Below are 24,433 nucleotides of genomic sequence, written 5' to 3' on the forward strand. Positions count from 1 at the left end.
CCGTGCGCGCCGTGGGCGGGCGCGACCCGAGACGAGGAAGAGCAGACCGATGAGCGCGCGCATTCTGGTGGTCGACGACGACGCCGCCCTGGCCGAGATGATCGGCATCGTCCTGCGCGCCGACGGGTACGACGTCTCCTTCTGCGCGGACGGCTCCGGCGCCCTCGAGGCCTTCCGGCGGGCCCGGCCGGACCTGGTCCTGCTCGACCTGATGCTGCCCGGGATCGACGGGATCGAGGTGTGCCGCGCGATCCGCGCCGAGTCCGGCGTCCCCGTCATCATGCTGACGGCCAAGTCCGACACCTCCGACGTCGTGCAGGGCCTCGAGTCCGGCGCCGACGACTACATGGTCAAGCCGTTCGACCCCAAGGAGCTCGTCGCGCGGATCAGGACGCGCCTGCGTCCCGCCACCGCCGCCGCGAACGCGGTGCTGCAGGTCGGGGACCTGAGCCTCGACGTCGCCGGCCACGAGGTCCGCCGCGGCGAGACGCGCATCGGCCTGACCCCGCTCGAGTTCGACCTCCTCCTCGCCCTCGCCTCCAAGCCCCAGCAGGTCTTCACCCGCGAGATGCTGCTCGAGCAGGTCTGGGGCTACCACTACAAGGCCGACACCCGCCTCGTGAACGTGCACGTCCAGCGCCTACGCGCCAAGGTCGAGAAGGACCCGGACGACCCCCGCATCGTGATGACCGTGCGCGGCGTCGGCTACCGCGCCGGCGCCGTCCTCCCGGGCTGACCGTGCCCCGCCTCGCCGCTCCCGACGTGCGCCGGTGGCCCCGCCGCGTGCTCGGGGTGTGGCGCACGTCGCTGCAGTTCCGCGCGGTCGCGATCACGGTCCTGCTCAGCGGCATCGCCATCGGCTCGACCGGCGTCTACCTCTCGTACAGCATCAGCGACAACCTGTTCCAGTCACGGCTGACGCAGGTCACGGGCGACACGTCGCGCGCGACCCGGGCCGCGCAGGGATACCTCGACGCCGCCACAGTCTCCACCCGCCAGGACATGGAGGAGGTGATGAGCTCGGTGCGCACCGCCGTCCGGGACGCCTCCTCCTCCGCGCTGATCGCCGTCGTGCGCTCGCCCGACCAGGAGGCGTCCTCGCTGGCGCCCCAGGACATCTACAACCGTGAGCTGCAGAACGGCGTGATCAGCGACGCGCTGCGCGAGCGGGTGCAGGCGGGCTCCGACGGGCAGTACTGGCAGTCGGTGACGCTCGACGCCTCCGGTCAGCAGCAGCCCGGCATCCTCGTCGGCTCGACCCTCGAGCTGCCGAGCTCGGCCGGGCGCTACGAGCTGTACATCGGCTACTCCCTCGCGGACGCGGAGCGCACGCTCCAGTTCGTGCAGCAGGTGCTCAACGTGGCGGGGATCCTGCTCATCCTGCTGATCGGAGCGGTCAGCTGGGTCGTCGTGCGGATCGTCGTCGCCCCGGTCCGGGTCGCGGCCGAGACGAGCCAGCGCCTCGCCGCCGGCGACTTCGACGTGCGGATCCCCGAGCGGGGCCAGGACGTGATCGCGACCCTCGCCCGGTCCTTCAACGGCATGGCCGACAGCCTGCAGGACCGGATCAGCGAGCTCGCGACGCTCAGCCAGGTCCAGCAGCGGTTCGTCTCGGACGTCTCGCACGAGCTCCGGACGCCGCTGACGACGATGAAGCTGGCCGGGGACGTGCTCTACGACCAGCGCGAGGACTTCGCCCCGGTCGCCGAGCGCACGGTCGAGCTGCTGCACAGCCAGATCGACCGCTTCGAGAGCCTCCTCGCCGACCTGCTCGAGATCTCCCGCCACGACGCGGGGTCGGCCGAGCTCGAGCTCGAGCCGGTCAACCTGGTGAAGCTGGCCGGCGACGAGATCGAGGCGATGCGCGGGATCGCGGAGGCGAACGGCTCCCGGCTCACTCTCTCCGCCCCGGGCGGCTACTTCGACGCCGACCTCGATCCGCGCCGCATCCGCCGGATCGTCCGCAACCTGCTGGGCAACGCGATCGAGCACGGCGACGGCCGCGAGGTCGTCGTCACCGTCGACAGCAACGCCAGCGCGGTCGCCCTCGCCGTGCGCGACTACGGGCACGGCATGAGCAGCGAGGAGGTGGTGCGCGTCTTCGACCGCTTCTGGCGCGCCGACCCGTCCCGCCGCCGCACGCTCGGCGGCACCGGCCTCGGCCTCTCCATCGCGCAGGAGGACACCGCCCTGCACCACGGCTGGCTGCAGGTCTGGTCAGTGCCCGATCGCGGCGCCTGCTTCCGCCTGACCGTGCCCCGCCACCGCGGCGAGCGGATCGAGGCCTCGCCGCTCCCGCTGCCCCCGGTCGACGCGGGCGAGCAGGCCTACAGCGGCCCGATCGTCCTCCCGCCGCTGCAGGCTCCTCCGGTCGGGGCCGCGGGGGTGCTCCCGTGAGGCGCGGCGTCCTCCGCGCCGTCGCGGCCGCCGCGCTGCTCGCGCTCGGGCTGGCCGGGTGCGCCGGCATCCCGCGGGACGGCGACGTCGGAGTCGGACGGCCCGACACCGCGCCGCAGGACCTCCAGTACGACTTCCTCCCGTCGGGACCCGCCGTCGGTGCGTCGCAGCGCGACATCCTGACCGGCTTCATCGACGCCGCGTCGAGCCCGCAGAACAACTACAAGATCGCCCGCGAGTTCCTCTCCACCGGAGCCGACTGGACGCCGGGCGAGCACGTGACGGTCGACGAGGGCCAGCGCTCCGCCTCGCCGCAGTCGGGATCCACGCTCTCGCTGACGATCACGCCCGTCGCCGAGGTCGACGCGACCGGCGTCTACACCGACGTCGCCACCACGGCCGGCCTGACCCTCGACTACGGCTTCGTCCAGGAGAACGGCGAGTGGCGCATCAGCGCGCCGCCGAGCGGCGTGGTGATCGACCGCACCACCTTCGAGCAGGTCTTCTCGACGCACGCGCTCTACTTCTTCGACCCCGCATACCAGTACCTCGTGCCGGACCTGCGCTGGTTCGCCTCGCGCGCCGACAGCTCCACCAGCACCACGATCGTCACCGAGCTGCTGCGCGGCCCCACGCCGTGGCTGCGGGACTCCGCCGCCGTCGTGTCGGCCTTCCCGACCGGGACGACGCTGGCGGCCGAGACCGTCCCGGTCGAGTCGCAGCGCGCCGTGGTCGACCTGAACCCGGCCGCTCTCGAGGCCGATCCGGCGCAGTGGCGGCTGATGGCGCTGCAGCTGAACCGGAGCCTCGCGAACGTCTCGAACGTCACCGGAGTCGCGCTCTCGGTCGAGCAGAACCCGATCGACGTCCCCTCCGAGGTCACCGGCCTGCCGACCTCGCCCCGCGTCGACACCCGGCCGCTCGTGCTGACCGACGACGCTTTCGGATTCCTCGGCTCCTCCGGGCTGGCCGGCCTCGGGATCTCGGATCGGATCGAGGCGCTGCAGCCGCGGGCCGCGGTCCTCGGCGAGCAGCGCGGGGCCGACTCGGACGCGTCGGCCGCCGTGCTCACCGCCGCGGGCGTGAGCCTCGTGGAGCCCGACGGCGCCGACGTCCTCCTCGACGCGCGGTCGGGCCTCGTCGCGCCGACGATCGATCCGCTCGGGTACGTCTGGTCGGTGCCGTCGGCCTCGCCCGGGCAGCTGGTGGCGTACTCCGCGGACGGCTCGCGCTCGATGCAGGTCGCGACGGCCTGGAGCGAGGTCGAGTCGCTCGCCTCGATCGCCGTGTCGCGCGACGGCACCCGGATGCTGGCGCTCGCCCAGGACGGGCAGCAGGCGACGGTGCTGGTGGCCGGCATCACCCGCTCACGGGACGGCGACCCGGTGGCGGTCGGCGAGCCGGTCGTCCTCCGCTCGACCCTGGGGACCGCGGTCGCCGCGGCCTGGACGGACGAGCTCGACGTGGTGTCGGTCGTCCGCGGCTCGACGGGAGAGGACGCCGTCACGATGAACCTGCTCGGCGGAGGCGCCACGGCGCTCGGCACGACGACGGGCACGGTCCAGATCGCCGCGGGCAACACCTCGACCCAGATCCGCATCCTCGCCGAGGGCGGGGAGCTCCGGCAGCAGCGGGGCTCGGCCTGGCAGACGACCGCGACGGACATCCGGCTGCTCGCGGCGCAGACCGGCATGGGGTCCTGACCGGTCCTGTCGGCGGCGACGAGCCCTTCCGACGGCGGCGCGCTCCGGATGCTCCTCCCCAGGCGCGTCGGGCAGGCGGATCGTCCCGATCCGACGGATCCACCCCCCGCGCCGCGGCCCGGACGGCGAACGTGGAGGCATGCTCTCCGATCACCTGCTCGACGCCCTCGCCGTCCTCCTCCCGCTGGAGTGCCCCGCCTGCGGAGAGCCGACGAGCCGGGCGCCCTGTCCGGACTGCTCGGCCGACGCGGCCGCCTCGGCCTGCCTGCTGACCCGCGTCGTCGGGCCGCCGGACGATCCGCTCCTCGTCGTCACCGGTGCCCCCTACGAGGGCACGGTGCGCCGCCTCGTCGTCGCGCTGAAGGAGGAGGGCCGCACGGCCTGCCTCGCCCCGCTCGGCGCGCTGCTGCGTCCGGCCCTCGGCGCGGCGCTCGCAGGCAGCCCCGCGATCCTGGTCGTCCCGCCCGGCTCCTGGCTCGGCCGCGTGCGGCGGGGCGCCGATCCCGTCGCGCAGCTGGTCGCCGCGGCGGGAGGGCGGGCGGCGCGTCCTCTCCGGCGGTCGCGGATGGTCCGCGACCAGGTCGGGCTCGGCCGCATCGAGCGGCGCGGCAACCTCGACGGGGCGTTCCGCGCCCGCCGTCCGCTCTCGTCGTGGCCGCCGGTGGTCCTCGTCGACGACGTGGTCACCTCCGGCGCGACCCTGCTCGAGCTCCGGCGCGCCGTGCGTGCGGCCGGCGGGACGGTCCGGGCCGCGGCGGCCCTGGCCGGCACCGCGCAACGAGGAGGGAACGTAGCAGCAGAATCCGGACGAACTCCCGGTGACGATCCGGTGGCCGGGGTCTACGGTGGGGGCACGGCGTGAACGGTCCGCCCCGGAGAAAGGCGGCACGCCGTACTCGACTGGGAGGTTGTCATGGACATCGACATCACAGGACGCAACATCGACATCACCGATCGCTTCCGCGCGTACGCGACGGAGAAGTCGGACAAGGTGGCGCACCTCGCCGATCGTGCTCTCGCACTCGAGATCAAGGCGAGCAGGCACGCCGAGGGCAAGGGCTCGGCCGGCGGCGACCGCGTGGAGCTGACGCTGATCGGCAAGGGGCCCGTGGTCCGGGCCGAGGCGAGCGGAGCCGACAAGTACGCGGCGTTCGACGTCGCCATCGGCCGGCTGCTCGAACGGGTGAGACGCGCGAAGGACCGGAAGAAGGTCCATCGGGGCCAGCATCGGCCGACCTCGCTCCGCGACGCGGCCGCCGACGACTTCAGCGTCGTCGCCATCCAGCCGGCCGACGCGGCGGTGCTGGAGCAGCTGAGCACGGGCGTCATCCCCGTGCAGGAGGCGCCGGTGCCGGTGGAGGACGAGGTCGAGGAGCCGTACTGCCCCGTCGTCATCCGCAAGAAGGTCTTCGCCTCCGTCTCGATGACCGTCGACGACGCCGTCGACTACATGGAGCTGGTCGGACACGACTTCTACCTCTTCATCGACTCCGACACGAACCGCCCGAGCGTGGTCTACCGCCGCAAGGGCTGGGACTACGGCGTGATCGGCCTCGGCGACGAGGCCGACGAGCTCGCCGAGCAGGCCGCCGGCTGAGATCCGACCCCGGGCCCCGGAGCATCCGCTCCGGGGCCCTCCCCGTGCCCAGGCAGGGAGTCCGCCCAGGGCGGACGCGTCGCCCCGACCGCTCGCCGCCCGCCCCGGCTAGGCTGGTCGCGGTCCGCGCTCCGGCGCGCGACTCCTGTCTTCTACTTTTTTGGAGTACCCCGTGGCCTCTGTCCTCGAAAAGGTCCTTCGCGTCGGGGAGGGGCGGGTTATCCGTCGCCTCGAGAACTACGCGAAGGCCGTCAACGCCCTCGAAGAGGACTTCACGCACCTCAGCGACGAGGAGCTGAAGAACGAGACCGTCGAGCTGCGCGAGCGCTACTCGAACGGCGAGTCCCTCGACGACCTGCTGCCGGAGGCGTTCGCCGCCGTCCGCGAGGCCTCGCGCCGGACGCTCGGCCTCCGCCACTTCGACGTGCAGCTCATGGGCGGCGCCGCCCTGCACCTGGGCAACATCGCCGAGATGAAGACCGGAGAGGGCAAGACGCTCGTCGCGACCCTCCCGGCCTACCTCAACGCGATCGCCAGCCGCGGCGTGCACATCGTCACGGTCAACGACTTCCTCGCGTCGTACCAGTCCGAGCTGATGGGGCGCGTGTTCCGCGCCCTCGGCATGACGACCGGAGTGATCCTCTCGGGCCAGACCCCGGAGCAGCGCCGCGAGCAGTACTCGGCCGACATCACCTACGGCACGAACAACGAGTTCGGCTTCGACTACCTCCGCGACAACATGGCGTGGCAGGCGCAGGACATGGTCCAGCGCGGCCACTTCTACGCCATCGTCGACGAGGTCGACTCGATCCTCATCGACGAGGCCCGCACCCCGCTGATCATCTCCGGACCGGCCTCGGGCGAGGCGAATCGCTGGTTCGCGGAGTTCGCCAACCTCGCCAAGCGCCTCGACGAGGGCGAGGACTTCGAGGTCGACGAGAAGAAGCGCACCGTCGGCGTCCTCGAGCCCGGCATCGAGAAGGTCGAGGACTACCTCGGCATCGACAACCTCTACGAGTCGGCGAACACCCCGCTGATCTCGTTCCTCAACAACGCCATCAAGGCGCGCGCGCTGTTCAAGAAGGACAAGGACTACGTCGTGCTGAACGGCGAGGTCCTGATCGTCGACGAGCACACCGGCCGCATCCTGGCCGGACGCCGCTACAACGAGGGCATCCACCAGGCCATCGAGGCGAAGGAGGGCGTGCAGGTCAAGGCCGAGAACCAGACACTGGCCACCGTCACGCTCCAGAACTACTTCCGCCTCTACGCGAAGCTCTCCGGCATGACCGGAACGGCCGAGACCGAGGCCGCCGAGTTCATGTCGACCTACAAGCTCGGCGTCGTCCCGATCCCGACGAACCGCAAGATGCAGCGCATCGACAACGCCGACCTCGTCTACAAGAACGAGCAGGTCAAGTTCGCCCAGGTCGTCGAGGACATCGCGGAGCGCCACGCGGCCGGGCAGCCGGTCCTCGTCGGCACGACCAGCGTCGAGAAGAGCGAGTACCTCTCGCGCCTGCTCGCCAAGAAGGGCGTGCGCCACGAGGTCCTGAACGCCAAGAACCACGCGCGGGAGGCGGCCATCGTCGCCCAGGCCGGCCGCCTCGGCGCCGTCACCGTCGCGACCAACATGGCCGGTCGAGGCACCGACATCATGCTCGGCGGCAACGCCGAGTTCCTCGCGGTCTCCGAGATGACGGCCAAGGGCCTGAACCCCTCCGAGACTCCGGAGGAGTACGAGGCCGCGTGGGACGAGGTCTTCGCCGCCGTCAAGGAGAAGGTGGGCGAGGAGGCCGAGAAGGTCCAGGCCGCCGGCGGCCTCTACGTGCTCGGCACCGAGCGCCACGAGTCGCGCCGCATCGACAACCAGCTCCGCGGACGCTCGGGGCGCCAGGGCGACCCGGGGGAGAGCCGCTTCTACCTCTCGCTCACCGACGACCTCATGCGCCTGTTCAACTCCGGCGCCGCCGAGGCGCTCATGGGCCGCGGCAACGTCCCGGACGACATCGCCATCGAGTCGAAGGTCGTCTCGCGCGCCATCCGCAGCGCCCAGTCGCAGGTCGAGGCCCGCAACGCCGAGATCCGCAAGAACGTCCTCAAGTACGACGACGTCCTCAACCGCCAGCGCGAGGCGATCTACTCGGACCGCCGCCACATCCTCGAGGGCGACGACCTGCACGAGCGCACCCAGAAGTTCCTCGTCGACGTGATCGACGAGATCCTCGAGGTGCACACCGGCGACGGCAACGGCGACGACTGGGACTTCGACGCCCTCTGGACCGAGCTGAAGACGCTGTACCCGATCAGCCTCACCATCGACGAGGTGGTGCAGGAGGCGGGCAGCCGCGGCCGCATCAACAAGGAGTTCATGCGCCGCGAGATCCTCTCGGACGCGCAGCTCGCCTACCAGCACCGCGAGGAGCAGCTGGGCTCTCCCGCCATGCGCGAGCTCGAGCGCCGCGTCGTGCTCTCGGTGATCGACCGCCGCTGGCGCGACCACCTCTACGAGATGGACTACCTCAAGGACGGCATCGGCCTGCGCGCGATGGCCCAGCGCGACCCGCTGGTCGAGTACCAGCGCGAGGGCTTCGCCCTGTTCCAGCAGATGATGGGGCAGATCCGCGAGGAGACCGTCGGCTTCCTCTTCAACCTCGAGGTCGAGGTGACCCAGAAGCAGGGCGAGGTCGCCGGAGTCGCGGCCAAGGGCCTCGCTCAGCCGGTCGCTCCGGCCGAGAAGCTCAGCTACTCGGCTCCGAGCGACACCGGCGGCGTCGAGGTCCGCGACCAGCGCGGACAGGTGCAGCAGGCGGCCACCGCGAAGGCCCGCGCCGAGGAGGCCCGCAAGGCGCTCCCCGAGGGCGAGGCGGAGGAGACTCCGACGACCGGCGCCTTCGGCCAGAAGCCGGGCGGCTCGGACGCCCCCGCCAACCGCGAGGAGCGACGCGCGCAGTCCAAGCGCCGCTGAGTCCTCCCCGGACGACGCCCTCGGCCCCGGTCCCGCAGCAGCGGGTGTCCGGGGCCGTCGGCGTTCCTGCGGAGGCTCGGAGCCCGGCCTCGCCCGCCGTCAGGACTCGCCGCGCGCGAGAGCCGAGACGAAGCCGCCGGCGAAGGTGTCGCCGAGGCCGATCGTCGTCGGCCGGTCCGTCTCGAGGACGAGCCCGGGGACGCAGCAGGCCTCGAGCGCCGACTCCACCGCTGCGCACACCGCTTGCGAGCCGGGCTGGGGAGGGAGTCCGCCGATGTGGTCGTAGTCGGCGGCGGTGAAGCCGTCCCCGAGGAGGTCGCGGAGCTCGGTCGCGCGGATCATCTCGTCACCGCCGCCCCCGGAGCTCGAGGAGGCCCTGCGCGACAGGGGAGTGGAGATCGTGCTCCCGGCCGGTGCGGCCGCCCCGGAGCGCTGACCCGCTCCTCACAGCACGTTGATCGCGGTGGCACGCCAGCGCGCGTCCGTGCCTTCGAGCCGGATCGCGACGGCCCGGCTCCGTGCGCGGTGATGCACCAGCACGACTCCCTCGACGACACCGTCCCGCGGCTCCGTGACGATCACCCGTCCGACCGTGAACGGGACGCGCTGCGCCGTCCGCTTCCGCAGGCTGCGGGCGCGGGCCGCGAGCACGACCCGCTTCTGCAGGTGGTGGTAGACCTCGTCGCTCAGCCACCGCGCGATCTGGTCGATCTCGCGCGAGCCCTCGAGGATCTCGATCACGAGGTGCGTGAGCCGGGCGAGCAGGGGCTCCGGTTCGGGCAGCTCCGCGCGGGTCGCAGGCTGCGGGGCGAAGAACTCCGCGAGGGTGAGCCGCTCCACGGCCGCCTCGGGGTCGAGGGGGAGGGTGCGGTAGTCGAAGGCGTGGAGGGGAAGGCTCATGCGGCGATCTCCTGGGGCAGGACGAGCTGTTCACGGGTCCGGGTCACCTCTCTGCTCGACGGGCGGGGCGCGCTGGGTCGGCACGCGAGGACGACCTCATCGAAGCAGTCGAGGGATGCTCATGGAAGGCAGAGGCGCAGACTGTGGATAATCGTCGGCCGTCCCGAGCTGTGGACAGCGAGCCCGGCGTGCGCCGCCCGGCCGCGCCCTAGGCTTGTCGGGTGTCGACCCTCAGTGACCTCGTCCTCTCCCACGGCCGATCCGACGAAGCGGACGTCGAATGGCTGCACCTGCTCGTCGGCGACCTGCAGCTGCTCGCCGACCTGGCCTTCGCCGACATCGTGCTCTGGGTGCCCACGGCCGACGACAGCTTCGTCGCCGTCGCCCACGCGCGCCCCAGCAGCGCGGCGACGCTCTTCTACCGCGACTTCGTCGGGCAGAGGATCAAGTCGGAGTGGCGCGCCCAGGTCGTCGAGGCGTTCGAGACCGCGCGGATCGTCGACACCTCCGCCCCGGACTGGTTCGAGGAGACGCCCACCCGCGTGCGCGCGGTGCCCGTCCTGCGCCGCCTGGGGGCCTCCGACGGCGGGACGACGGACCGCCCCATCGCGGTCGTCACGCGCCACACCAACCTCAGCGAGACACGCACGCCGAGCCGGCAGGAGCTGACGTTCAACGACTGCGCGAACGACCTCTTCTCGATGATCGCCTCGGGCGACTTCCCCGATCTGGGCGCGCCGACCGGTCCTCGCCGCGGGGCGCCGCGCGCGTCCGACGGCCTGATCCGCCTGGACGTCGACGGCGTCACCACGTTCGCGAGCCCCAACGCCCTCTCGGCGTTCAACCGCATCGGCTTCGCCGACGAGCTCGAGGGGGAGTCGCTCGCCGAGGTCACGACGAAGCTGATCGCGGGGAAGGTCGTCATCGACGAGTCGCTCCCGCTGGTCGTGACCGGCCGGGCGCCGTGGCGAACCGACATCGAGGCCCGCGGAGTGACGGTGTCGCTGCGCGCGATCCCGATCCGCGACCGCGGCGAGCGGGTCGGCGCCGTCGTCCTGTGCCGCGACGTGACGGAGCTGCGCCACCAGGAGCGGGAGCTCATCACCAAGGACGCGACGATCCGCGAGATCCACCACCGCGTGAAGAACAACCTGCAGACCGTGGCCTCGCTGCTGCGGATCCAGGCCAGGCGCACCCACTCCGACCTCGCCCGGGAGGCGCTCACGCAGGCGATGCGCCGCGTCGCCGCCATCGCGGTCGTGCACGACACGCTCTCGGAGGGGCTGAACCAGAACGTCGACTTCGACGCGGTCTTCGACCGGGTGCTGCTGCTGATCGCCGAGGTCGCCTCGACCCACAACACCACGGTGCACCCGAAGCTGACGGGGAGCTTCGGCAACCTGCCCAGCGAGTACGCGACTCCGCTCGCCCTCGCCCTGACCGAGCTGGTCACCAACGCCGTCGAGCACGGCCTGGCCGGACGGGAGGGCGACGTGGAGATCGTCGCCTCGCGCAGCGACGACGAGCTCACGGTGAAGGTGCGCGACACGGGCGTCGGGCTGCCGGAGGGCAAGGTCGGATCGGGCCTGGGCACGCAGATCGTGCGCACGCTCATCCAGGGCGAGCTCGGCGGCACCATCGACTGGCACACGCTGGTCGGGCGCGGCACCGAGGTCACCATCGAGGTGCCGCTGCGGTGGCTGGAGCGCGCCCGCTCCTGAGCCCGGAGACGACGCGACCCCCGCTGCCGAGAGGCGACGGGGGTCGGGGTCGTTCGTGCCGCCGAGCGGCTCGTGCACCTAGGAGGCGCGGCGTGCGCGAGCGGCGCGGCGCTTCAGGGCGCGACGCTCGTCCTCGCTGAGGCCGCCCCACACGCCCGAGTCCTGGCCGGTCTCGAGGGCGTACTGGAGGCAGACCTCGGTGACGGTGCAGCGTGCGCACACCGACTTCGCCTTCTCGATCTGGTCCACGGCCGGGCCGGTGTTGCCGACCGGGAAGAAAAGCTCGGGGTCTGCGGTGAGGCAAGCGGCCTTGTCGCGCCAGTCCATGCGGGTGCTCCTTGTGTGAAGGCGTGCGTGGAGGAACCACGCAGTGTTCGGGTGGGATGATCGATCCACGCCGACGATCCCGACCAGTACTCGACCTCCGCGCCCTCACCGGCGCACGCCACGAGGCCCCGTGCTGGAGCGCGGGGTGGATCGGGGTGGTGGACGGGAGAACGCTCGGTTCTTGCCGGTGCACTCGACGCGATGCGTGAGCACTGCGTCGGCCACCCGGCTCCAGTGCTGGTCATCCGGCTCGCCCCCTTGCCTGACGGCGCGGCGGGATCGGATGTTCACATCGGCGGAAACCCACGACCCTGTGAGCGGTGAAACGAACTGGACTAGCCTGTCACGGGGATGAGCCCGAATCAAGAGTCCTGGATGGGATGTGCCTGTGACCGCTGACGCGAACGGGTCCCGCGGACCCCGCCCGACCGCCTCCCGGCCGCTCGGTCTGGTGGTGCTGATCGCGGTCCTGGCCCTCGAGACGCTCGCCGTCGCCGGGGTCGCGGCGTGGCTCGTGCTCGAGCTGCTGACGACTAGGGCCGATACGGTCGGCGGCGGGATCGCCATCGTCGTCCTCGCGCTGATCGCCGTGTGCTGGGCCGCCGCGACGACGCTCGGCGCCGTGCGACGGCGAGGCTGGATGCGCGCGTCGGCGCTGACGATCCAGCTGGTGATGATGGCCGTGGCGCTCGGCGCCTTCCAGGGCCAGTACGCCGTGCCCGACATCGGCTGGGCGCTGCTGGCGCCGGCCGCGGTGGCCGTCGTCGCGCTGTTCCTCCCGAGCGTGGTCGCCGCCACTCGTCGCGATCCGGCCGTGTAGCCGGACGGCTGGCGCGCCGCCGCTCGCGGGTGCGACGCTGGAGGGACCCCCTCCTCGACACGGAAGCGACGCGCATGGACTCCACCCGACTCGGCTCCAGCGGCCTGCAGATCTCCTCGATCGTCCTCGGCTGCATGAGCTTCGGCGCTCCCGACCGCGGTGCCCACGGCTGGAGCATGGGCGAGGAGGAGTCGCGGACCTTCCTCCGGCGGGCGCTGGAGCTCGGCGTCACCACGTTCGACACGGCGGACGTCTACTCCGACGGCACGAGCGAGGAGTTCGTCGGCCGGGCGCTCGCGGACTTCGCGGTCCGCGAGGAGGTCGTGATCGCCACGAAGGTCCACGGGCGGATGCGCCCCGGCCCCAACGGCGGCGGCCTCTCGCGGCGGCACATCCTCAGCGCGATCGACGACAGCCTCCGGCGTCTCGGCACGGACTACGTCGACCTCTACCAGATCCACCGCTGGGACCCCGAGACGCCGATCGAGGAGACGATGGAGACGCTCCACGACGTCGTCCGCTCGGGCAGGGCGCGCTACATCGGCGCCTCGAGCATGTGGGCGTGGCAGTTCGCGAAGGCGCAGTACACCGCGGATCTGGGCGGCTGGACGCGGTTCGTCTCGATGCAGGACCAGTACAACCTGATCCAGCGCGAGGACGAGCGCGAGCTGCACCCCTTCTGCGTCGACCAGGGAGTCGGCGTGATCCCGTGGTCGCCGCTCGCCCGGGGCCGGCTCACCCGCGACTGGGACGAGACCACGGCGCGCACCGAGACCGACGTCTTCGGCGGCACCCTCTACCGCCAGCAGGAGGAGGCCGACCGGCGGACCGTCGCGACCGTCGCACGCATCGCCGAGCAGCGCGGCGTGCCCCGTGCGCAGGTGGCGCTCGCCTGGGTCCGGCAGCAGGAGGCGGTCACCGCTCCGATCGTCGGAGCCACGAAGCTCCACCACCTCGACGACGCGGTCGCGTCGCTGGACGTGGAGCTGACCGCCGACGAGCTGGAGGCGCTGGGCGCCGACTACGCACCGCGCGCCAACGAGGGGTTCTGATCAGGCCGATGCGCCACCGCTGATCCGCCCGAGCGGTCTCCGCTATGTTTCCTCTCGAAGATGACGGAAGCTCGGATCGGGAGGCGGCATGGCGAGGAGTGCTGGGGATCCGCTAGGGGCGCGCTACCGCCTGCTCGAGCGGATCGGCTCGGGTGCCGCGGGCGAGGTGTGGCGCGTCGCCGACGCGCAGGGGCCGGACCGCGCGGCGAAGCTCCTCCGCGGTGAGCACGTGCACGACGCGGGCCTGGTCGAGCGGTTCGTCCGTGAGAGGTCGGTGCTCACCCGTCTGCGGCACCCGCACGTCGTGGAGGTGCTCGACCTCGTCGTGGAGGGGGAGACGCTCGGGATCGTGATGGAGCTCGTCGGCGGTGGACCGCTGCGGGAGCTGCTGCGGGACGAGGGCACCCTCCCGGCGGTCGATGCGTTGCCCGTGGCGGCCTCGATCCTCGACGCTCTCGCCGCCGCGCATGCGATCGGCACGGTCCACCGGGACGTGAAGCCCGACAACGTCCTGCTCGCGGAGGGTGCGGACGATGCGGGCTCCGCCGTCCGCGTCTCCGACTTCGGCATCGCTCACGTGGTCGCCGAGGGGCCGCGCGCGACGACGGGTGTCATCGGGACGCCGGAGTACCTCTCGCCCGAGATGCTCGCCACCGGAGCGGCCGGCCCGCCGAGCGACGTCTACTCGACGGGGATCCTGCTCTACGAGCTGCTGTGCGGCCGGACCCCGTTCGCCGGCCCCGGCGCCGATGTCGCGGTCGCCTACCGGCACGTCGCGATGCTCCCGCCGCCGCTGGATCTGCCGCCGCGGCTCGCGTCGCTCCTGGACCGGATGCTCGCGAAGGATCCGGCGTCGCGGCCGACGGCTGCGGAGGCGGCGGGGATCCTGCGACGCCTCTCCCCGGCGCTGGCCGGGCTGCCGGCGCTGCCGCGCGCGGCGGGCGCGGCGGAGTTCGAGGAGGCCGAGCGCCCGGGCACGGTCCTCCGCGGGATGGCGGTGGAGATGTCGTCGGAGCCGGTGGAGGAGGGGCCCGCTCCCGAGCTCGGCCCGTCGTCGCAGGCGACCGTGCTCCGCCCGGTGCCGCGCCGCGAGCTGCGCCTGGCGGAACGGCCGTTCGAGGCTCCAGCTCGGCGGGGGCGCGGCGGACGTCTGCGGATGATCCTCGCCGCCCTCGGCGCCGGCGTCCTGCTCATCGGGGCGGTGCTCCTCGCCGTCCAGCCGCGCGGCGGCGGAGCACGGGCCTCGGCGCCGGATGCCGACCTGTCGGCCCGGCAGCAGGACCGGCCGCTGCCGACGGGCCTCGGAGTGACGCGATCGGCCACCTGGGACGCGGAGCGACGGGCCGTGGTCGTCGAGATCTCCTACTCCGCCCAGAGCGCGCCCCTCTCGGGGTCCTTCCTCGAGGTGCTGCCGGGCCCGGACGCCGCGGCGGCGTGCCCCGCGGCCAGCTGGTCCGGAGTGACGGCGGTGCGCAACCGGCCGAGCGTCACCGGAGTCGGGGTCGGCTGCGGTTGGAGCCTGACGGACCTGCACGTCCCGGCGCAGGGGATCGTCGACGTCACGGCGACCGTGCCGATCGCGGTGGCCGAGCAGAGCGCCCTGGACGGGTGGCTCGCGGCGGCCGCATCAGCGACGGCACAGGCGGTGGCCGACCCTGCGGTCACCGGGACGGCGTATCCCGTGCAGCGGCTGCGGGATGTGCGGATCGAGACTCCCGCGCGGACGGTCGGCCGGACCCCGCTGCCGGTGACGCTGGTGCCGGTCTGGCCGAGCGGGGCGGACCCCGTGAATCCCCTGCTGGCGACGCCGTCGTCCGCGCCGGCGAGCAGCATGCTCGACGCGATCGCGGGCGGAGTGGAGGGCGTGCGGTTCAGCGACGGCTGCAGCGGCGCGGTCGCCGTGTCGTCCGACGGGCTGACGGTGACCGCCCTCACGGTGACTCCGTCCTGCGAGCTGCGCGCCCGAGTGGGCGCGTTCTCGGACCTCTCGAGCAGTCCCTTCGCGATCACCACTCGCGAGTGAGTCGACCTCCCGCGCCAGTGTCGAGCCGTCGACGCCACGCGAGCCGTTTGTGCTGTCTTGCCTTCTACCATGACGAGACATCCTCATGAAACGACGGTGGAGTGGGGAGCGGGCGGGACGGTCCCGTCCGCAGGGGTAGAAAGGTGTGATCCATGTCACGTGTTCTCTCGACCGACGAGGCGAAGTCCGCGATCCAGCAGATCCAGTCGATCGTCAACGGCGGCCTCGCCGATCAGATCAGCCGGCTCGACGCACAGGGGCGGACACTGTCCGATCCGAACGTCTGGGACGGTCCGCTGGCCTCGCAGTTCCGCTCGTCGACCTGGCCGGAGACGAAGTCGGCCCTCGAGAAGGCCAAGCAGGAGCTCGAGGAGCTGCGCAGCCAGCTGGCGACGATCTCGCAGAACATCTTCGCCGCCGGCGGAGGGAGCTGACCGGCCGTCCCGCCCCTGCGTGCTCCGGCGAGCGGGGGCGGGACGTGCTCGTCGTCTCCGCGCTCCTTCCTCCGCGCACCTCCATCGGTGCGTCTCGGAGTGATCGGAGCGCTCTCGAGGAGGACGCGCCGATCGACTCGGTGGCGGAGGCGCGATCACCCGCCCGAGGGCGCTGATCAGCCGCCGTCCGCCGGCGTCGGCGAGACCGACTGCACGAAGTGGATCTCGCCGTCGAGGCTGACGAAGCCCCGGCCCACCGTGGGCGGGACGGGGAAGCGCCGCGGGATCTGCGCGCCGAGGAGAGTGCCGTCGTTGTCGACGTCGGGCTGGAGCAGCAGCACGGAGCGGGAGGCCGCCGCCTTCTTCGTCCAGTTCCCGAAATGGCTGCGGAGCTCGCTCGACCGGCCGGCCAGCACGACGCAGAGTCCCGGGCGACCCGACGAGACCAGCCTCATCAGCGCCTGGTCGGTGTCGTCCCAGCGCTCGGCGTCGTCAAGGAGGAGCAGCACGGGGCCCTCCTCCGTCGACAGCGACGCGAGGAGGGTGCGGAGCTCCTCCGCGCCCACAGCGAGTCGGTCGAGGTCGGCGCCCCTCAGCGGGGAGCGTCGATCGCACACTCCCCAGACGGCGACCGAGCCGGCGGCCCGCGCCGCCTCGGCCAGGGCGAGCAGCACGGTCGACTTGCCCGATCGGGCGGGTCCGGCGATGACGACGTGCTCGCCCTCGGAGACCTGGAACGCCAGCGGGGCGAGGTCCGACTCGCCGAGGCCGATCGGGAGCAGCCACGGCTCGCGATCGAAGCGGGCCTCGATCCCGAGCGCGCTCACGGCGACCCTGTCAGGAAGCGTGCCGACCGTGCTCGTCCTGCCGCGCGCATCCGGCCAGGCGGCCGCGAGCTCGGCGATCGCGTCGTCGAGACCGGCCCTCGGAGTCGCGACCTGCGTCTGCAGGAGCGACGAGGTGAGAACGCAGCGCCCCGGCACCGCTGCCGGCGCCTGCACCGGCTTCACCCCGGCGGCGGCGTAGTCCTGCGGGTCGGCGAGGCGGAACAGCCACTTCTGCGTCGTGACCTCCTCCATCACCGAGGGGATCGCCCTCGCCCGGGTGCTCGTCACCGCGAAGTGCAGGCCGAGCTCCGGTCCGTCGGCGTAGGCGCGGGTGAACGCCTCCATCAGAGCCAGGCCCTCCCAGTCCTGGAACTCGTCCTTCAGAGTGGCGAGACCGTCGACGAGCACCAGCGCACGACGGTGGCCCCCGGGCGATGCTCGGCGCCGGCGCACCTCGTCGCGCAGGTGACGGAGGAACCGGGTCTGCTTCTCGTGGGATCCGCCACCTGCGCCGACGTAGGAGACGGTGTGCGGGAGTCGCGCAAGCGGGGCGGAGTCGCGGGAACCGGCAGCGAGGACGTAGAGGTCGAGCTCGTCCGGGGGGAAGTGGCGGGCGGCCGTCAGCGCGATCGACGCGAGCGCCGTGCTGGTGCCGCTGCCGGGGATGCCGATGAGGAGCAGGTTCCCCTCGCCCAGATCCCAGCCGGTCGGCGTCCGGCGCTGCCGGTCGGGGTCGTCCGAGAGTGCGACGTGCAGGACGTCGCCGACGACGCGACCGAGGTCGGACTCCTCCGCACCGAACCCGCTGAGGGCCACGGTGTCCTCGAGCGGCTCCGGCCAGATCGGGCGGGGAGGGCCGAAGCCCGAAGCGGCGTCCGCCTCGACCACCGCGTCGATCAGGAGGTCGAGATCGGTCGGGGCCGTCTCGTCGGCGGCGACAGGGGAGGGGCCCTCGACGGGGACGCCCGTGGGTCCGACCGGGCGGACCTCGATCGCCTCGACGGCCGCCGCCTCCGCTCGACCGGTGACCAGCGCCGTCTGGACGGGCGAGATGTCGTTCTGGCCACGCTTCACATACGCCCGGCCGGTCTGGGAGCGGGAGATCCCGGCCGCGCTCGCGACTCCGATCACGTCGGCGGAGTCGTCCCGGCTCTGCACCCGGAGGGCGACGCGGAGGTTGGTGTTGGCGAGGATGTCGTCGTTCACCACTCCGGCCGGACGCTGGGTGGCGAGGATCATGTGCACGCCGAGCGTCCGGCCGACCGCGGCGACGCTCACGAGGGACGTCAGGACGTCGGGATGCTCTTTCGCGAGAACGGCGAACTCGTCGACGACGAGCAGGAGCCGCGGCATCGGCTCCGGCGGCGAGGTGGCCCAGTACGCGTCGAGGTCGTCGACACCCTCGCCGGCGGCGGCGAAGAGCCGCTGACGACGCCGCATCTCGGCCTCGAGCGAGCGCAGCGCGCGGTCGGCGAGCTGGGCGTCGAGGTTGCTGATGGTGCCGATCGTGTGCGGGAGCCGCTCGCAGGACGCGAACGCTGCACCCCCCTTGAAGTCGATGAGCACGAAGGTGAGGCGCGTCGGATCGTTCCAGGCCGCGAGGCCGGCCACGAAGGAGCGCAGGAACTCGCTCTTGCCCGAGCCCGTGGTGCCGCCGACCAGGCCGTGCGGGCCGTCGGCGACGAGATCGAGCACGAGCGGACCGTGCTCGGACGAGCCGACGGGCGCGCGCACGCCCCGGGCGCTCGACCACCACCCCCGGACGTCCGCGGCGGTCGGACGATCGGCGCCCAGGAGCGGCGGCAGCCGCACGAGCGCGGGGAGAGCCGCCCCCGCGGTGACGAGCTCCGGGTCCTCGAAGCGCGCCAGGTCGCGCGCACAGCGCTCGACCGTGGAGGAGGCGAGACCGGCGAGCACCACGTCCTCGACGGTGATCCGCTCGTCGGGCCGGGAGAGGACCGCTGAGGCGTCAGCTCCGACCCGGACGACGACCGTGCAGGAGGCGGGGAGCTGCTCCTCCGACGCCGCGAGGACGAGGCCGGAGATCCGGGTCGCCGCCTCGCGCTCGCCGCGGCCGAGTCCGAGGAGTTCGCGCGCCGGAGCGGCGCGTCCCTCGGTCAGCACGTCGGAGTCGAGCACCAGGAGCACGCGCGGCGAGTCCTCGTCGCGGAGGGCGCGGAGGAGCTCGGAGCTGCGGTCGCGCCGGTCGGAGAGGCGGCGTCCGCCCCCGGCCAGACGCGTGTGGGGGAGCCAGGAGGCCCAGCTCCAGTCGGAGTCGCGTCGCCGGTTGCAGAACACCCCTATCGCCAGGTCGGCCGGACCGCAGTGGACCGCCGCCTGGCAGAGCAGGCTCCTCGCCAGAGCGAGGCCGCCCTCGCGGTCGCCGACGATCCCGACGACGCCCGAGTCCGCGAGATCGATGGACACCGGCGCGCTCGGGACGACGCTCACCGCGAGGATCGCGCGCACCTCCTCCTCGAGCCGCGGCACTCCGCGCTGATCGAGCGGGGGAGACCACGGGACGTCGCCGACGCCGATGTGCAGGCGGAGCACATCGGCGGAGGTCGCGCGCCGCTGCCACAGCGACGTGGCGGGCAGCGCCGCCCGGCGGATCGTCGTCGCCGGGTCGGGCGCGTCCTCCTCGAGGCGGGCCCGTTCGACACGCGCGGAACGGGCGATGTCGTCGCGGAGCGTCTGCAGCGCCTCGCCGTAGCGCTGCTCCTCGGACCGGGTCGCTCGGGCGTGCCGGTGCCGCTGCTCGAACCACATGCCCACCCCGGCCACGGGGCTGAGCGCGGCGAAGAGGGCGTAGCGCGCATCGCCCATGATGAGGACCATCGCGAAGGCGAGGACGAGCGGCGCGGCGACGGTGATCACGCTGAAGGTCGTGGCGGAGGCGATCTCGAGGCGGGCCGGCGGGACGACCGCCTCGCCGGCCGCCGGACGTCCCGGTCGCGGCGGCCGGTTGAAGGGAACGGTCGCCGTCGCGGTGACGTTGTCCGTGCTCCCCGGCTCGGGCGCGAGGAGCTCGGGAGGCGCGGGGCGCAGTCGGAGAGCCGCCCCACCGGCGATCACGACCACGGCGTCGGAGACGAGGACCCCGTCCCCGGTCGCGGAGACGCCGTCGACCAGGGTGCCGTTGGTGCTGTCGGCGTCGTGCACCCGCAGGCCGTCGCCCTCGCGGGTCACCGAGAAGTGCTCCCAGGAGGCGCTCGCCGTGTCGAGGACGACGTCGGCGTGCGGGGAGCGGCCCACGATCAGCGCGCGGGCCCGCGGGATCTCGACCACGGCTCCCGCGCCGAGACCGCCCGACAGCACGGCCGTCCACCCGCGGGCCGCGGCAGGTCGGGGCAGGGGGGAGCGGGCGATCCGCGTTCCCTCGAGCAGCAGCAGATCGGCCAGCCGGGTCTCCACAGGGTGCAGGACGGTGTCGACGGCGAGGGCCGTCCCGGGCGGGAGGCGGTGCCCGGTTGCGGTGGCGATCAGCTCGCCGAGTGTCGCGGAGTCGTTGTGGCGGCCGAGGTCGATGTCGGAGCGGGTGCCGTCGAGGTCGAGGAGGAGTCGCACCGGGGGCTCACGGTCGGGGCTGTCCGGCGAACCAGAGCAGCGGCGGGTCGGCGGGCCGCAGGCCGAGGCGCTGCGGCGAGGAGTGGAGGGGGAGTGCCGGGGCGTCCAGAGCGTGCGCGGCGCCGAAGTCGAGCGGCGGACCGGCGAGCCCGTCCGCCGGTCCGATCGTGGATCCCCGAAGTGCGGCGGCGACCGCCGAGGGTTCCCTGCTGCCTGCGACGGCCGCGGCTCGCACGAGCGCCACGACGGCGTCGTGGCTGGGGGCGTCCACGACCGCGGCGAGATCGCGGAACGAACGGTCGCCGAGGAGGGTCGCCCGCGCGGCATCGTCGGCGGTCATCCGCACGGCCCCCAGGAACGCGGAGGCCGCGCGTCCGCGCTCGTCGCCGCGGAGGGCGACCGCGTCGCCGGAATCCGTGCCGATCGTCGTCAGATCTCCCGAGAGGGTGCCTCCGGCCGCGGCCAGGGCGGGAGCGAAGGCGGGGCTCAGCGCGTCGGGCGTGAGCAGGATCGGGACGGACGCCCCCGCCGCCTGCAGAGCGGCGACCGCCGTCGCCTGCGCCGCGGCGGGGCCGGACACGACGACGCGCTCGACCGCCAGCTCGCCCTCGAGGTGCGGGCGGGCGGCGGTGATGATCACGTCCGCGGCGGCGCCCGGATCGGCGGTCACCGTCGCGGCGGGCGAGAGACCGGTCGGGGTGCCTCCACCGGTGTCGACGAGGAGCACCCGGGCGCCTCCGCCGGCCTCCTCCACGAGTGCCGCGTCGGCCGAGGCGGTGTCGGGTCCGAGGGACCAGACGCCGTCGCCGGGCAGGGCGGGGCCGCCTCCGTACGGGAGGACGGCCGCTGTCCCCGCTGCCCGAGCGGCGTCCACGGCCGCAGCGGTGTGGGTGCCGTGGGTCGCGAGGACGAGGCCGGACACGCCCTGCCCCGTCAGCTCCTCGACGGCGGCGCGGGCACCCTCGGGCGTCCCGTGGTCGTCGACGGCGACGAGACCGATCTCGCAGCCGCCCATCGCTGACCGGTGCGCGGCGACGACGGCGCCGTTCGCCGCGTCCTTCCATTCCGCGCCCTCGCCCGGAGCCGAGCTGAGCGAGACCACCACCCCGAGCGTCATCCGCTCGGGCACCCGGGCGCACGAGAAGCCGACAGGCAGAGCGGCGACCTCCGTCATCGGAGCCGACTGCGGCGGCAGGAGGGAGACGAGGGCACCGCTGACGCCGAGGAGGGCGACCGCGCCGCCGACCAGCATCGTGGTCCGTCGAGCGGTGCGGGGGTGCTGCGCCGCGCGCCTGCCCAGGCGGGTCATCGCTCGTCCCCGATCCGGAAGGAGTAGACCGTTCGGGTCCGCGCGCCCTCGGGCAGGTCGAGGTGGAACGCGGGAAGCGCATCCCCGGCCCGGAGGGAGGCCCGCTCCTGGGCCTGCACCAGCAGGATGCCCGAGACGTCCTCGGACCGCACCGCGGCGTAGCCCCGCGCGCTCTGCGAGGCGAGGGCGAGCTGCACGTCGGCGGTGCCGACCTTCGCGGCACTCGTGGTCATCGATCCGAGCAGGCCGGAGCCGCCGACCGTCCGGTCGCCGAGGTCCAGGAGCACCTTGTGCAGATCGGCTGCGAGGAGCGCGGCGGCCGCGTCGGTGTCGCGGGTCTAGGCGTCGATCGTCGTCGCGATGCCGGCCAGGGAGGCGCGCGTCCGCTCAGAGACGGCCCCGCCGATCCGGGCCTCCGCGGTGCGGAGAGCCCGGTGCCCGGCGTCCACCGTCGCTGCACCGTCGGAGTGGATGCCGGAGGAGGCCGTGCGCAGGCTCGAGACCGACCGGTCGAACATCGCGACGACCGCGTCGGCGTCGGCGCCGGAGCGCGTCGAGATCCGCCGCACCTGCTCGTCGAGGAGTGCGGTGACCGCGGATGCGGCTGCCGTGTCCGCCTCGGCGAACGCATTCTGGATCGCCGGTGCGAGAGCGTCCTGCTGGGCACCGAGAGCGTCGATGCGGGTGCCGAGTGCGTCGCGCTGAGCGGTCAGCGCGTCGACGCCGGTGCGGAGGGAGGCGAGCAGGCCGGTGAGGCGCGTGTCGTCCGAGCCGGCCGTCGCGCCGGCCTCGGCCACGCCTCCGCGGACCGTGGCGAGCGCGGCGCGCAGGGCGGCGAGGTCGGCGCTAGCGCCGGTGCTGCCGACGGTGGAGGCGACGGCGGTCCACGCGTGGACCTGGTCGCTCAGCCGGTCGGCCAGGGGGGCCGGATAGCCGTCGGGAGCGTCGAGGCGGCCCGTGCCGGAGCAGGGCGTCGCGGTCAGGTAGGCGCGGAGCTCCTCGACGGAGCCCCGGGTCACCTCCACGGGTGCGCGCGTCGGGCGCCTGGTCGGCGTGGGTGCGGCAGCAGGGGACTGTGTCGCCGGCGACAGCTCGCAGAGCCGATCGGCCAGCTCCTGGTTCTGCGCCGACAGCGACCCCGTGCTGGTCGGCGTGCCGAGCTCGTCCAGGGCGGTCGTGGCGGCGGTGCCGACCGAGGCGACCGTCGTCTCCAGGCCCGCGGTGTCCGCGTCGAGCTCGTCCAGCGTCGCCGACAGGGCGGCGAGTGCCCGGGTGACGGATCCCTCCGGGTCGGCCAGGGTGTCCACCGAGGCCGACGCGGCGTCCACCCTGCTCGCGAGGGCGGCGAACCCGGCCTGCACGCCGTCCATCAGCTCCGGCTGCAGGGAGTCGACGAGGTCCTGCCCGCGATCGAGCATCCCGAGCAGCACGGTGTCGACGGCGGCTCCGGAGGCGGCGAGGGAGCAGGTGGTCGAGGGTGCCGTGCAGGTCTCGGCGGAGGGATGTGCCGGCCCCGCGGCAGCACGGACAGCCGCGACGACCTCGTCGCGGCAGGACTCGGCCGCCGCTCCGTACGCGTCGAGCTCGGCCGTGAGCCGCAGCAGCTCGGAGTGGATCGAGCCGGAGCGGCCGCCGTCGACGGCGACTCCGCATCCGCTGCCCGAGACCGTCGGCGGCGGCACCGCGGCCGATGTGTCGCCCAGCAGGGCGTCCACCGCGTCGATCGCCTCGGACAGCTGCGCCAGCAGGCCGGACTCGGTGCCCGAGACCGTCGACGACAGCTGCGCCCGGAGCGCGCCGAGCTGCCCGGAGAGGCTCTGCATCGAGGCCGCCGTCGAGGCGGCGCCGGCCCGCAGCTCCTCGGCCGTGCGGACACCGAGAGTCTCGGAGGTCGCGTCGAGCGAGGCCCGCACCTCGGCGACGGTGGTGCCGGCCTGCGTCAGCAGGTCGTCCACCGCGGTGACGACCTCGATCGTGCGGCGCTCGAGGGCGAGCGGCGAGGCGTCGGAGGAGTCGAACGCGGCGCCCAGCGCCCCCTCGGTGGTCGGGTCGGTGCTCAGGCCGGGCTGGACCGCCAGGTCGAAGGCGGGGACGGCGAAGTCGGCGACGTCGGCGACGAGGGTAAGCGTCGCCGTCGCGCCACCGCCCGGGGGAGCGAGGAGAGCGGCCCACTGCACGACGGCGTCTCCGTGCTCGTCACGGCTGAGCACGCCGTTGGTGACGGCACCCGACTCGCTCTCGGTGACGACGCGACTCGGCGAGACGCCCGGCAGGACCGCGGAGGCTGCGATCGTCAGCGGAGCGCCGACGAGTGCACTGCGGCGGGCTGCACGACCGGCCGCGTCGAACGCGACCTCCTCGGGCCGGACCGTCAGGTTCTCCACCGCGAGCGAGATCTCGATCCGACCCGAGCGCCCGGCGAGGTCGGCCGGATCGGTGCCCGAGGCGTCGGCGGTGCGCCACGAGGGCCGGACACGGACCGGCAGGTCGGCGGCGACCTCGGGGGGATCGTAGACGGTGGTGGTCGCCGAGGTGTCGGACGGGTCGTCGCCGACGGCGAGGGCCGTCCCCTCGATCGCACGGACACCCCCGTCGGACGAGACGGCGACGGACACCGCCTGCAGCACCCTGGCGGCGGTGAGCGCCGGCTCCGGTGGCGTGCAGCCCGCCAGTACAGCTGCCACGACCGCGATCGCCGCTGCGGCCGTCGTCCTGCGAGCATTCGAGCGCACCCTGACCACCCCTCGTCCCGACGGGGCACCGGGCGGTGCCGCTCACGTCGACATGA

The 24,433-nt window shown here is 73.3% G+C and carries 18 protein-coding genes; 11 read left to right on the forward strand and 7 right to left on the reverse strand.

The window, feature by feature from the left end; translation table 11 throughout:
* Window positions 1-49 precede the first annotated feature (49 nt).
* The 6 genes from mtrA to secA all read left to right on the forward strand — a co-directional run bounded on the left by mtrA (window position 50) and on the right by secA (window position 8,665).
* Window positions 50-736 carry an MtrAB system response regulator MtrA gene (mtrA, locus tag C5C56_RS02705; protein ID WP_104224133.1) on the forward strand — a complete coding sequence of 229 codons (687 nt, stop codon included), beginning with the start codon at window positions 50-52 and terminating at the stop codon, window positions 734-736.
* Between the two features lie 2 nt (window positions 737-738).
* Window positions 739-2,397: an MtrAB system histidine kinase MtrB gene (gene mtrB / locus C5C56_RS02710; RefSeq protein WP_244229464.1), complete on the forward strand. Its 1,659-nt coding sequence runs from the start codon at window positions 739-741 to the stop codon at window positions 2,395-2,397.
* The gene (locus C5C56_RS02715) at window positions 2,394-4,100 is read left to right on the forward strand and encodes an LpqB family beta-propeller domain-containing protein (RefSeq protein ID WP_104319068.1); all 1,707 of its coding nucleotides are present in this window, start codon (window positions 2,394-2,396) and stop codon (window positions 4,098-4,100) included. The genes mtrB and C5C56_RS02715 overlap by 4 nt, the downstream gene beginning before the upstream one ends.
* Window positions 4,101-4,239: 139 nt before the next feature.
* Window positions 4,240-4,962 (forward strand): ComF family protein, encoded by a 723-nt coding sequence (locus C5C56_RS02720; protein ID WP_104283366.1) that lies wholly within the window; start codon window positions 4,240-4,242, stop codon window positions 4,960-4,962.
* Window positions 4,963-5,013: 51 nt separating this feature from the next.
* A complete protein-coding gene (gene hpf / locus C5C56_RS02725; protein ID WP_104319069.1) occupies window positions 5,014-5,697 on the forward strand; it encodes a ribosome hibernation-promoting factor, HPF/YfiA family in 684 nt (227 codons plus the stop codon).
* Between the two features lie 172 nt (window positions 5,698-5,869).
* On the forward strand, window positions 5,870-8,665 hold the full coding sequence (gene secA / locus C5C56_RS02730; RefSeq protein ID WP_104268421.1) for a preprotein translocase subunit SecA: 2,796 nt from the start codon (window positions 5,870-5,872) through the stop codon (window positions 8,663-8,665).
* A gap of 99 nt (window positions 8,666-8,764) precedes the next feature.
* Here secA and C5C56_RS02735 read toward each other — a convergent pair whose 3' ends face one another.
* Both C5C56_RS02735 and C5C56_RS02740 read right to left on the reverse strand, forming a co-directional pair.
* Window positions 8,765-9,007: a hypothetical protein gene (locus tag C5C56_RS02735; RefSeq protein WP_104224129.1), complete on the reverse strand. Its 243-nt coding sequence runs from the start codon at window positions 9,005-9,007 to the stop codon at window positions 8,765-8,767.
* Window positions 9,008-9,109: 102 nt separating this feature from the next.
* Window positions 9,110-9,565 carry an Rv3235 family protein gene (locus tag C5C56_RS02740; protein WP_219812255.1) on the reverse strand — a complete coding sequence of 152 codons (456 nt, stop codon included), beginning with the start codon at window positions 9,563-9,565 and terminating at the stop codon, window positions 9,110-9,112.
* A gap of 221 nt (window positions 9,566-9,786) precedes the next feature.
* Between C5C56_RS02740 and C5C56_RS02745 the strand changes: the two genes are divergently transcribed.
* On the forward strand, window positions 9,787-11,286 hold the full coding sequence (locus tag C5C56_RS02745) for a sensor histidine kinase (RefSeq protein ID WP_104224128.1): 1,500 nt from the start codon (window positions 9,787-9,789) through the stop codon (window positions 11,284-11,286).
* A gap of 78 nt (window positions 11,287-11,364) precedes the next feature.
* On the opposite strand, the gene C5C56_RS02750 is transcribed toward C5C56_RS02745, so the two are convergent.
* The gene (locus tag C5C56_RS02750) at window positions 11,365-11,613 is read right to left on the reverse strand and encodes a WhiB family transcriptional regulator (protein ID WP_055788231.1); all 249 of its coding nucleotides are present in this window, start codon (window positions 11,611-11,613) and stop codon (window positions 11,365-11,367) included.
* Window positions 11,614-12,001: 388 nt separating this feature from the next.
* Between C5C56_RS02750 and C5C56_RS02755 the strand changes: the two genes are divergently transcribed.
* The 4 genes from C5C56_RS02755 (at window position 12,002) to C5C56_RS02770 (ending at window position 15,942) form a co-directional block, all read left to right on the forward strand.
* Window positions 12,002-12,433, forward strand: a complete 432-nt coding sequence (locus tag C5C56_RS02755; RefSeq protein WP_104246659.1) for a hypothetical protein — start codon at window positions 12,002-12,004, stop codon at window positions 12,431-12,433.
* A gap of 74 nt (window positions 12,434-12,507) precedes the next feature.
* Complete coding sequence (locus C5C56_RS02760; RefSeq protein WP_104257096.1) at window positions 12,508-13,485, forward strand: aldo/keto reductase; 978 nt, start codon at window positions 12,508-12,510, stop codon at window positions 13,483-13,485.
* An 88-nt stretch (window positions 13,486-13,573) separates the two neighbouring features.
* Window positions 13,574-15,508, forward strand: a complete 1,935-nt coding sequence (locus C5C56_RS02765) for a serine/threonine-protein kinase (RefSeq protein WP_104297197.1) — start codon at window positions 13,574-13,576, stop codon at window positions 15,506-15,508.
* A gap of 152 nt (window positions 15,509-15,660) precedes the next feature.
* Window positions 15,661-15,942, forward strand: coding sequence for a pyrophosphorylase (locus tag C5C56_RS02770; protein ID WP_104224124.1), 282 nt, complete (start codon window positions 15,661-15,663; stop codon window positions 15,940-15,942).
* 176 nt (window positions 15,943-16,118) lie between these two features.
* Here the strand turns inward: C5C56_RS02770 and C5C56_RS02775 are convergent, their stop codons facing one another.
* Genes C5C56_RS02775 through C5C56_RS02790 form a run of 4 tightly spaced genes read right to left on the reverse strand, consistent with a single transcriptional unit; the run spans window position 16,119 to window position 24,329 of the window.
* Entirely contained in the window at window positions 16,119-20,336 is a 4,218-nt protein-coding gene (locus C5C56_RS02775; RefSeq protein WP_104319070.1) for an FtsK/SpoIIIE domain-containing protein, read from the reverse strand.
* A gap of 7 nt (window positions 20,337-20,343) precedes the next feature.
* A complete protein-coding gene (locus tag C5C56_RS02780; RefSeq protein WP_104319071.1) occupies window positions 20,344-21,645 on the reverse strand; it encodes an ABC transporter substrate-binding protein in 1,302 nt (433 codons plus the stop codon).
* The gene (locus C5C56_RS02785; RefSeq protein WP_104319072.1) at window positions 21,642-21,932 is read right to left on the reverse strand and encodes a hypothetical protein; all 291 of its coding nucleotides are present in this window, start codon (window positions 21,930-21,932) and stop codon (window positions 21,642-21,644) included. The genes C5C56_RS02780 and C5C56_RS02785 overlap by 4 nt, the downstream gene beginning before the upstream one ends.
* 51 nt (window positions 21,933-21,983) lie before the next feature.
* A complete protein-coding gene (locus tag C5C56_RS02790) occupies window positions 21,984-24,329 on the reverse strand; it encodes a hypothetical protein (RefSeq protein WP_146086437.1) in 2,346 nt (781 codons plus the stop codon).
* Window positions 24,330-24,433 lie beyond the last annotated feature (104 nt).

This window comes from Rathayibacter sp. AY1D1, from assembly GCF_002932635.1.
Taxonomy (GTDB): Bacteria; Actinomycetota; Actinomycetes; order Actinomycetales; family Microbacteriaceae; genus Rathayibacter.

Coding starts and splice junctions, on each gene's coding strand:
- hpf (WP_104319069.1), top strand. CDS start 5,014: ATGGACATCGACATCACAGGACGCAACATCGACATCACCGATCGCTTC.
- C5C56_RS02770 (WP_104224124.1), top strand. CDS start 15,661: ATGTCACGTGTTCTCTCGACCGACGAGGCGAAGTCCGCGATCCAGCAG.
- C5C56_RS02740 (WP_219812255.1), bottom strand. CDS start 9,565: ATGAGCCTTCCCCTCCACGCCTTCGACTACCGCACCCTCCCCCTCGAC.
- C5C56_RS02760 (WP_104257096.1), top strand. CDS start 12,508: ATGGACTCCACCCGACTCGGCTCCAGCGGCCTGCAGATCTCCTCGATC.
- C5C56_RS02735 (WP_104224129.1), bottom strand. CDS start 9,007: ATGATCCGCGCGACCGAGCTCCGCGACCTCCTCGGGGACGGCTTCACC.
- C5C56_RS02720 (WP_104283366.1), top strand. CDS start 4,240: ATGCTCTCCGATCACCTGCTCGACGCCCTCGCCGTCCTCCTCCCGCTG.
- C5C56_RS02780 (WP_104319071.1), bottom strand. CDS start 21,645: ATGACCCGCCTGGGCAGGCGCGCGGCGCAGCACCCCCGCACCGCTCGA.
- C5C56_RS02765 (WP_104297197.1), top strand. CDS start 13,574: ATGGCGAGGAGTGCTGGGGATCCGCTAGGGGCGCGCTACCGCCTGCTC.
- mtrA (WP_104224133.1), top strand. CDS start 50: ATGAGCGCGCGCATTCTGGTGGTCGACGACGACGCCGCCCTGGCCGAG.
- C5C56_RS02750 (WP_055788231.1), bottom strand. CDS start 11,613: ATGGACTGGCGCGACAAGGCCGCTTGCCTCACCGCAGACCCCGAGCTT.